The following is a 9291-nucleotide window of genomic DNA, read 5'->3' on the forward strand; positions in this document are numbered from 1 at the left end:
CGAAGAGAACGAAATCCCGACGCACTGGTACAACGTCGTCGCGGACATGCCGAACGCCCCGACCCCGCCGCTGGGCCCGGACGGCAAGCCGGTCAGCCCCGAGCAGCTCCTCGCGATCTTCCCCGGTCAGATCCTCGAACAGGAAATGAGCGCCGAGCGCTGGATTCCGATTCCCGACGAAGTGCGCGAGGTCTACAAGATCTGGCGCCCCAGTCCGCTGATGCGTGCCGTGCGCCTCGAACGCGCCCTTGGCACGCCGGCAAAGATCTTCTTCAAGTACGAAGGCGTCTCGCCCGCCGGCTCGCACAAGCCCAACTCCGCCGTGCCGCAGGCCTTCTACAATCGCCAGGCCGGCATCAAGCGCCTCACCACAGAGACCGGCGCCGGCCAGTGGGGCTCGTCGATCTCCTTCGCCGGCCAGATGTTCGGCCTCGAAGTCCGCGTCTACATGGTCAAGGTCAGCTATCACCAGAAACCCTACCGCCGCCTGATGATGCAGACCTGGGGCGCGGAAGTGTTCGCAAGTCCCTCGGAGCTCACGCAGACTGGCCGCGACGCCCTTGCGCGCGACCCGGACAACCCGGGCTCGCTCGGCCTCGCGATCTCCGAAGCCGTCGAGGAAGCCGCCGGTCGCGCCGACACCAACTACACTCTCGGCTCGGTGCTCAACCACGTACTGCTGCACCAGACCGTCATCGGTCTCGAAGCGAAGAAGCAGTTCGACAAGATCGGCCTCTATCCGGACGTCGTCCTCGGCCCCTGCGGCGGCGGCTCCAGCTTCGGCGGGATCGCCTTCCCCTTCCTCGCCGACAAGGCGGCCGGCGACAGCCGGGCGCAGAATCTGCGCTGCGTCGCCGTCGAACCCACGTCCTGCCCGACGCTGACCAAGGGACAATACGCCTACGACTTCGGCGACGCTTCCGGCTTCACGCCGCTGATGAAGATGTACACGCTGGGCCACGACTTCATGCCGCCGGGCATCCACGCCGGCGGCCTGCGCTACCACGGCGACTCCCCGCTGGTGTCGCAGCTCTACCACGAAGGCCTGCTCGAAGCGGTCGCCGTGCCTCAGCTCGCGACGTTCGAGGCCGGCGTGATGTTCGCGCGCAACGAAGGCATCATTCCGGCGCCCGAATCCTGCCACGCGATTCGCGCCGCGATCGACGAAGCGCTCAAGTGCAAGGCGACCGGCGAGCCGAAGGTCATCCTCTTCAACCTCACCGGCCACGGCCACTTCGACATGAGCGCTTACGAGCGCTTCTTCTCCGGGCAACTCGAAAACTACGACTATCCCGCCGAAGCCGTCGCGCAATCACTGGCGCATCTACCGAAGGTCGGCTGATCGGGTAAGCTTCTTCCCCATGCCCATGATGCGTGTCCTGTTTCTCGTCCTGCTCCTCCTCAACTTGCTGGCCTTCGCATTTTCGCGCGGCTGGCTGGGGACGCCAGCGCCCGAGGGGGAGCCGGAACGGCTGACCAATCAGCTCAACCCGGAGCGCATCGTCCTGCGTCCCGCCGAAGCTCCGCGCGCAGAAGAAGCAAAACCCAAATCGCCGGAGCCGGCTCCCGCGCCCGAGCCGACACCGGCTCCGGCGCCTGTCACGGCACCGACTAACGAAGCGAAGCCGCCCGCTGCCAAGGCCGCCAACGGCGCTGACGAGGCCTGCGTTGCGCTGACAGGCCTGACCGAAGCGCAGGCCGACAATCTCGCGCAGAATTTGCGCGCGGCGACCGCCGCGGTGCGCGCCACCCACGAGACCGCCACCGCCCCGTCTTCGTGGTGGGTGCACATTCCCGCAAGCGGCGGGAAGGAAGCCGCGGAGCGTCGCGTCGCAGAGCTGCGCTCGCTCGGCATCGAGGACCTGTTCATCATGCAGGACCCCGGCCCCAACCAATACGCAGTCTCGCTGGGCCTGTTCAAGTCCGAAGCGAAGGCGCAGCAACATCTCGCGATGCTGCAGAACAAGCGCGTGCGCACGGCGACCATCGCCGCCCGCAACACCGTGGTTCACCGCGTCGAGATGCGCGGCTCCGCTGCGGCCGTCGACACGATGTCCGCCTCGCGCGTAGTCCGTCAGTCCGGCGCCACTATCGGCGAATGCAAATCATGACTTCCTCCCCCTTCATCGTCGGCCTCACCGGCGGCATCGGCAGCGGCAAGAGCGCCGCGGCAACGCGCTTCGCCGAGCTCGGCGCAACCGTCGTCGACACCGACCTTATCGCCCATGCCCTCACGGCGCCTGGCGGCCTCGCGATGACTCCGATCCGCGAGGCCTTCGGCGACGCCGTGATCGCCTCCGACGGCGCCCTCGACCGCAAGGCCATGCGCGACCGGGCCTTCGCCGACCCGTCGGAACGCAAGCGGCTCGAGGCGATCCTCCACCCGATGATCCGCGCCGAATGCGACCGCCGTGCGCGCGAAGCCATCGGCCCATATGTCGTCCTGGTCGTGCCGCTGCTGGTCGAAGCCGGCACCTACCGCGAACGCTGCCATCGCATCTGCGTCGTGGATTGCCCGGAGGAACTCCAGATCGCGCGCGTCATGGCGCGCAACGGCATCCCCGAAGACCAGGTACGTGCCATCATGGCGACGCAGGCAAGTCGCGAAGCACGCCTTACCGCGGCCGACGATGTCATCGACAACAGCGGCGACCTGCCGACACTGATCGCTCATGCCGACCGCCTGCACCGGTCTTACCTCCAGGCCGCAGGTGCAGCACAGCCGATTACGCTTCCGTAATCACACCCCGCCATCGCCGACTTCAATCGCAACCGGCCGTGGCATAGGCCCTGTGCTATCATCGCCGCAACCAATTCGAGACTCCTGTCAATTTCGGGCGCAACGCGGTGATCAGCTACGAATATCCTCTCAACGAGCGTATCCGCACGCTCCTGCGCCTCGAGGACCTGTACCAGAAGCTCGCCCACTTCCTGCGCGGAGAAGCGCCCCAGGACCATCACGTCGCACTGCAAACCCTCTTCGAGATCCTCGAAGTGGCGAGCCGGGCCGACCTGAAAGTCGACTTGGTTCAGGAGTTGGAGCGCCAGCGCCAGATCCTGCTGTCCTTCCGCAATAACCCCGAGATCTCCGAAGAAGCGCTCTCCGGCGCCTTGTATGAAATCGAGCAGGCCTCCTCCTCACTGCTTGCGATGGCCGGCAAGATCGGCCAGTACCTGCGCGAAAACGAATGGCTGATGGCGATCCGCAGTCGGGCGACGATTCCCGGTGGCGTCTGCCAGTTCGACCTGCCGTCCTACCACTACTGGCTCAACCGCGATCCCGAGCAGCGGCGCAGTGACCTGGGCGGCTGGTGCCATCCGCTGATGCCGATCCGCGACGGGCTCACCATCGTCTTGCGTCTGCTGCGCGCGAGTGGTCGCCCCGAGATGCAACTTGCGCGTGCCGGAACGTACCAATTGATGATGGCGGGCCGCAGCGCGCAGATGTTGCGATTACGCGTTTCCCCGGCCGACGCGGTGGTGCCCGAAATCAGCGCCAACAAGTACGCCCTGAACGTGCGTTTCATGCTCTCGGAAACGGTCCTCCGCCCCCGCCTCGCGGAACGCGACGTCCAGTTCGAACTGACCTTCTGTAGTCTGTAAGCGCCCGGTATGTCCCAGGTCCGCACCGTCAAATGCCCGCAATGCGGCGCCCCGGTTCCGTGGGTACCCGAGAACCGCTATCGCCCGTTCTGCTCCGAACGCTGCAAGCAGATCGATCTCGGCGCCTGGGCCTCCGAAAGCTATCGCGTGCCGGCCTCAGCCCCGGGCGACCCGGGCGAAGGCGACGACGCTCCCGGCCCGCGTCAGAACGACTGATCCCAGCTCGCGCGGATCGCGGCGACGCCATGCGCGCCGTGCGAACGCGCCACATCCATGTCACCAGGCCCAAGCCCGCCGAGCGCCAGGACGGGCATCGGAAGGTCCCGCGCAAGTTCCTCGAATCGCTCCCAGCCCAGCGCTGGCTGCCCCGGATGGGTACGAGTCGGCAAGACGGCCCCCAGCACCGCATAATCGAGTCCCAGCGCCGCCGCCCGCTCCAGTTCCTCCCGGGTATGGCACGAAGCACCGACCCACTCGAAGTCCGGCCGCTCGGCCAATCCGCCGAGCTGATCGGCCGACAGGTGCACGCCATGGGCTCCTGCCTTCGCTGCCGCTTCCAGGTCCCGATTCACCACGACCGTCGCGCCGCGCGACCGCGCCCGTTCCAGCACGCGCACCACCAGATCCAGCCGCTCATTCGTCGTCATCTGCGGTTCGCGCACCTGCACGAGACGCAGTCCACGAGCAAAAGCCGCATCGAGCCGCTCGAGCTGCCCGTCCACACCCATTTCCGCGCACTGCGTAATCCCCATCCAGCGCGGCAACCGTAACGCCTTCAGGATCGGCCCGTTCGCGGGCAGCATCGGTCCGACCGCGGGCCGATCGACCAACTCCCAGGATAGCGCGCTGTGTACATGATCGTTGACCGTCCCCTCCCACTCGGCCACTTCAAAGAAGTGCAGCCGCACGTGAGCATGTTCGTAGAGATGTTCCCGCGTCACCCAGGGATAAACCTTTCCCACGCGGATCCCCAGCTCCTCGTCCAGCTCACGCACTAGGGCGCCCGCTGGCGATTCGCCTGCCTCCACCTTGCCACCGGGAAATTCCCAATACCCCGGGTAGAAGGTGTCCGGCGCACGCTGGCCCAGCAGAAACCGCCCATCAGGACGCACGATCACGCCCGCCGCCACATCGACCCGCTTCTTCATCACCGCCCCACCATCACTCGACGCGCCCGGCCCAATCGCGGGCGAACTGCCAGGCCACCCGTCCCGACCGAGAACCGCGCATCAACGCCCACTGCAGCGCCTCCTGGCGCGCCTCGTCGATCGCCTGCTTGCCCAAGCCAAACGCCTTCAACCAGTACGCCACGATCTCCAGATACTCGTCCTGGCTGAACGGATAGAAGGAAATCCAGAGCCCGAAGCGCTCCGACAGCGAAATCTTTTCCTCGACCGCCTCGCCGGGATGGATCTCGCCGTCGACGTGCCGCGTCTGCAGATTCTCGTCGTGGTATTCCGGCATCAAGTGGCGCCGGTTCGACGTCGCGTAGATCAGCACGTTATCGGGAACCGCCGCAATCGAGCCATCCAGCACGCTCTTCAGCGCCTTGTAGGCCGCTTCACCTTCCTCGAACGACAGGTCGTCACAAAAAAGGACGAAGCGCTCCGGCCGTCCCTGGACGAGATCGACGATCTCGGGCAGGTCGACGAGATCGGACTTGTCGACCTCGATCAGGCGCAGTCCCTTCGACGAATAGGCATTCAGCAAGGCTTTGACCAGCGAGGACTTGCCCGTCCCGCGCGCGCCGGTCAACAGGACGTTGTTGGCGCGCCGTCCGGCAAGGAACTGTCGCGTGTTCTGGTCGATCCGGTCCTTCTGGTCGTCGATATCGCGCAGGTCCTTCAGCCGGATTCCGTGCGGATGCACGATCGGCTGCAGCCAGGCCCGGCCGTTGCGCCGCCGCCACAGGAAAGCCACCGCGGCGGACCAATCCGGCGCCTCCGCCCCGCGCGGCAACAACAACTCCAAACGATCCATCAACTGCTCTGCGCGTGCGATCAGTCGAACGACGTCATTCATCGTGCTCACCACTCCCTTCGATCTTCTTCGTATCACGGCCTTTCGGCCAGGTCGCCCAGACAATGATCAGCAACAAGGCCAAGGCAACGCCCGCCTCGAGAAAAATGACCCACATGCAGCCTCCGCAAAGACAACGAGCTCGCCGGGCACCTGCCTCCAGTCGCCGCTATACTGGCGAGCCTTCGTCGTCCCGTCAAACCGAATCCCCATGAAACGGCGTTCCTCCCGCTACTCCGCCTGCCGTCCGCTCGTCCTCCTGGCTGTCTCCCTCCTCGCTGCCTGTGCCAGCCAGCCGCCGGCCCCGCTGGCTGGCGACAGCACACAAACCTGCCCGCCTGCGAAGCCCTGTCCTGCCTGCCCCATATGCCCGGCACCGGCGGTGACACCCCCTACACCCCCGACGGAAGTCCGAGCAGCCGCAGCCCCGCTGCAGCGCGCACAGTGGGGCGAACTCCCCGGCTGGACGAATGACGACCTTTCACAGGCGTGGCCCGCGTTACGCGCCTCCTGCAAGGGCCTCGCCAAACAGTCGCGCTGGAAGTCCTTCTGCGACGCGTCCCAGGCACTTGGCGACCATCCCGCCGTGCCTGCGATTCGCCGCCTCGTCGAGGACAAACTCGTCCCGTGGGCCGTTCACAACCCCGACAACTCGACCGAAGGGCTGATCACCGGCTATTACGAGCCGCTGATCAACGGCAGCCGTACGCGCTCCGACCGCTACCCCTGGCCGATTCACGCGGTTCCGCCCGACCTGCTCACCGTCGACTTCGGCGATCTCTATCCGGACCTGCGCAATCTGCGCCTTCGTGGCCGCATCGTGGGCAACAAGGTGGTTCCCTACTGGACGCGCGCCGAACTCGACGCAATGCAGGACCGCACGCCCGCCCCGGTGCTCCTGTGGGCGGCCGACCCCATCGAGCTCTTTTTCCTTCAGGTCCAAGGCTCGGGCCGCGTTGAACTGCCTGACGGCACTCGCGTCCGCGTCAGCTATGCCGACCAGAACGGTCATCCTTACCAGTCGATCGGCCGCTGGCTGGTCGCCAAAGGCGAGCTACCGCTCGAAAAAGCGTCGATGGAAGGTATCAAGAACTGGGCCAAGGCCAACCCGCAACGGCTTCCCGAACTCTTGCACAGCAATCCGAGCTACGTGTTCTTCAAGGAAATGACCGCAACCAACGACGGTCCGAATGGCGCCTTGGGCGTTCCTCTCACCGCGGGACGCAGCATCGCCGTCGATCCGCGCACCATTCCCCTCGGTGCGCCCGTCTTCCTATCGACGACGTTCCCGCTCTCCGACCGGCCGTTGCGGCGCCTGATGTTCGCCCAGGACACCGGCGGCGCCATCAACGGCGCGGTGCGCGCCGACTTCTTCTGGGGATTTGGCGCCGAAGCCGGCACCCAGGCAGGACGAATGCGCCAGCAAGGCCAACTGTGGGTCCTGCAACCCAAGGACGACCCTGCACAGTAAGCGGCCGCCGAGCGGCGGATCAGCAACGATCCGCGCGCGGCGTCAATCCCCTTACTTAGTCACGCCCGCCAGGGCCTCTTCGAGCTGGGCCGCCGCGACATAACCGCCGATCCGGCGCCCGTCTGCGAGGAAGAGCGTCGGCGTTCCGTTGATGCGCAGCTTGCGCCCCAACTCGACGTTACGATCGACCACCTCGCTATCGCACTTCGGCCCGGAAGGAGGCGCCTTCGCCTCGAGAATCCAGTCGTTCCAGGCTTTGGCTCGATCCTTCGAACACCAGATTGTGCGCGACTTCTCGGTCGAGTCCGGGGTCAGAATCGGATACAGGAAGGTGTAGAGCGTCACGTTCTTCACCTGCGTCAGCTCCTTGGCCAGACGCTTGCAGTAGGTGCAGTTCGGATCCTCGAAGGTCACCAGCACGCGCGAGCCGTTACCCCGTACCTGCTTGATCGCCTGATCGAGCGGGAGTGTCCCGAAATCGATCGTCGACAACTGCGCCATCCTTGCGGCCGTCACGTCCCGACGCGTCTTCGTGTCGATAACTCGGCCATCGAGCAGGAACGTGACCTTGTCGTCCGTATAGACGAGTTCCCCGCTCTTCATCAACACTTCATACAGGCCGCCGTACGGCACCTTCGCGACCGACTCGACGGCACTGGGCGATCCGACAAACGCCTCCACCGCCTTCTTCACCGCCGCTTCGTCCGCGTGCGCTACTGCCGGCAGCACCGCCGCCAACGTTCCCAGCGCCGCCACCATCGCGCGCAGTTTTTCGATCACCATCAAATTCTCCAGAAAATCAGAACCGCCCGCTCGTTGCATAGTGCACGAGCACGTCCCTTACGACCGGGACCCGGTCGGTCAGGTTCAATCCGACATTACGCAACATGGAAACTAGGGGATTACGCGACCCGAACAGGCGATTGAGCCCGTGCGTCGTGTACTGCAGCAACCAAGGTTCTTCGGCGCGTGCGCGCGCATAGCCACGCAGCACGGCGAGATCGCCAGGGTCCCGCCAGGGAGGCAACGCGCGAAGTATGTCCGCGAGTTGTTTCGCATCCTGGAACCCGAGATTGATACCATGACCGGACAAGGGATGGATGGCGTGAGCGGCATCGCCGACCAAAGCCAGTCGCGGCTTGACCACCGACTCGACTCGCATGAAACGCAATGGAAAGCCCACCGCAGGCGTCACCGGTTCGAGCCGTCCAAGCGCGTCGCCCGCGGCTTCCGCCACTCTTCGCGCGAGTTCGGCGGACTCCAGGCCCAGCAACTCCTCCGCCTTGTCGTCCTCGCATGACCACACCATTGAGACCATTTGCTGCGGAAGCGGCAGCAAGGCCAGGATGCCGTCGTCCCTGAACCACTGAAAGGCGCGGTTGCGATGATCCTTCTCGCAACGAAAATTCCCGACAACGCCCCGCTCTCCGTAGGGCTTGGAATCCGCACGAATCCCGGCGCGTTCGCGCACCCACGAATTGGCCCCGTCCGCGCCGATCAGCAAACGGCAATGCGCCCGTCTTCCGTCCGACAGGACTATGGTCTGGCTGTCCGCCCCGTGAATCAATTCATCGGGCGAACAGCCCGTGAGTATCGTTACATTATGCTGACGCTTCACCGTCTCCCACAACTCCCGATGAATTCTCCCCGCCTCTACGGTCCAGGCCAGTTCGGACAGACCGCTGTCGTAAGCGTCGAATTCCAACTGTCCTCCCGCGTCACCGCGGATCGACATCGCGTGCACGGGCGCGATCCGACCAAGGTCGAGATGCTGCCATACGCCGATTTCCCGCAGGAAGGCTGCACAGATTGGACTCACGGCATAGACCCGCGGATCCCACCCCTCGGCAAGCACCGGCGGGCGTGTCTCGACAAGTCCGATACGGTATCGGGTGCCCTGCAGGGCGACGGCGAGACTGGCTCCCGCGAGTCCGCCGCCAACGATGATCAGATCAAAGTCCATAGGTCGCGCAATTACGCAAAGAGGATCGATTCTGCCGCATGCGGGCGATCAAGTCACGGTCAGATCCGTGGACAGAATAATGCTTACACGGTGAGCGCCGTAGACGTAAAAAAGCCGCCGATCTGTGTGAGGTCGGCGGCTTTTTTGGGATGAGGTAGTCTGACGATGACCTACTTTCGCACCCACGAGAGGCACTATCATCGGCGCGGTCCTGTTTCACGGTCCTGTTCGGGAT

At 65.0% G+C, this 9291-nt stretch carries 11 protein-coding genes; 6 read left to right on the top strand and 5 right to left on the bottom strand.

Annotated features, from left to right (window positions below):
• The 5 genes from VJ673_RS01395 to VJ673_RS01415 all read left to right on the top strand — a co-directional run.
• Window positions 1-1342, top strand: a 1342-nt coding sequence (locus tag VJ673_RS01395; RefSeq protein WP_414635618.1) for a TrpB-like pyridoxal phosphate-dependent enzyme, incomplete at its 5' end; no start/stop codon positions are given.
• Between the two features lie 19 nt (window positions 1343-1361).
• A complete protein-coding gene (locus VJ673_RS01400; protein WP_324124220.1) occupies window positions 1362-2111 on the top strand; it encodes an SPOR domain-containing protein in 750 nt (249 codons plus the stop codon).
• On the top strand, window positions 2108-2740 hold the full coding sequence (gene coaE / locus VJ673_RS01405; protein WP_324124221.1) for a dephospho-CoA kinase: 633 nt from the start codon (window positions 2108-2110) through the stop codon (window positions 2738-2740). The genes VJ673_RS01400 and coaE overlap by 4 nt, the downstream gene beginning before the upstream one ends.
• Window positions 2741-2847: 107 nt before the next feature.
• On the top strand, window positions 2848-3603 hold the full coding sequence (gene zapD, locus VJ673_RS01410; RefSeq protein WP_324124222.1) for a cell division protein ZapD: 756 nt from the start codon (window positions 2848-2850) through the stop codon (window positions 3601-3603).
• Between the two features lie 9 nt (window positions 3604-3612).
• The gene (locus VJ673_RS01415; RefSeq protein ID WP_324124223.1) at window positions 3613-3819 is read left to right on the top strand and encodes a DNA gyrase inhibitor YacG; all 207 of its coding nucleotides are present in this window, start codon (window positions 3613-3615) and stop codon (window positions 3817-3819) included.
• Here the strand turns inward: VJ673_RS01415 and VJ673_RS01420 are convergent.
• The 3 genes from VJ673_RS01420 to VJ673_RS01430 are packed head-to-tail and all read right to left on the bottom strand — an operon-like array spanning window position 3807 to window position 5740.
• Window positions 3807-4751, bottom strand: coding sequence for a Nudix family hydrolase (locus tag VJ673_RS01420; RefSeq protein ID WP_324124224.1), 945 nt, complete (start codon window positions 4749-4751; stop codon window positions 3807-3809). The genes VJ673_RS01415 and VJ673_RS01420 overlap by 13 nt on opposite strands.
• A gap of 13 nt (window positions 4752-4764) precedes the next feature.
• The gene (locus VJ673_RS01425) at window positions 4765-5625 is read right to left on the bottom strand and encodes an ATP-binding protein (protein WP_324124225.1); all 861 of its coding nucleotides are present in this window, start codon (window positions 5623-5625) and stop codon (window positions 4765-4767) included.
• Entirely contained in the window at window positions 5618-5740 is a 123-nt protein-coding gene (locus VJ673_RS01430) for a hypothetical protein (RefSeq protein WP_324124226.1), read from the bottom strand. The genes VJ673_RS01425 and VJ673_RS01430 overlap by 8 nt, the downstream gene beginning before the upstream one ends.
• 93 nt (window positions 5741-5833) lie before the next feature.
• Here VJ673_RS01430 and mltA point away from each other — a divergent pair, with 93 nt between their 5' ends.
• The gene (mltA, locus tag VJ673_RS01435; protein ID WP_324124227.1) at window positions 5834-7093 is read left to right on the top strand and encodes a murein transglycosylase A; all 1260 of its coding nucleotides are present in this window, start codon (window positions 5834-5836) and stop codon (window positions 7091-7093) included.
• 51 nt (window positions 7094-7144) lie between these two features.
• Here the strand turns inward: mltA and VJ673_RS01440 are convergent, their stop codons facing one another.
• Both VJ673_RS01440 and VJ673_RS01445 read right to left on the bottom strand, forming a co-directional pair.
• Window positions 7145-7876: a DsbC family protein gene (locus tag VJ673_RS01440; protein ID WP_324124228.1), complete on the bottom strand. Its 732-nt coding sequence runs from the start codon at window positions 7874-7876 to the stop codon at window positions 7145-7147.
• 16 nt (window positions 7877-7892) lie between these two features.
• On the bottom strand, window positions 7893-9056 hold the full coding sequence (locus VJ673_RS01445) for a UbiH/UbiF family hydroxylase (protein WP_324124229.1): 1164 nt from the start codon (window positions 9054-9056) through the stop codon (window positions 7893-7895).
• Between the last annotated feature and the right edge of the window lie 235 nt (window positions 9057-9291).

This window comes from Aromatoleum sp. (assembly GCF_035254505.1).
In the GTDB taxonomy this organism is placed as follows: domain Bacteria; phylum Pseudomonadota; class Gammaproteobacteria; order Burkholderiales; family Rhodocyclaceae; genus Aromatoleum.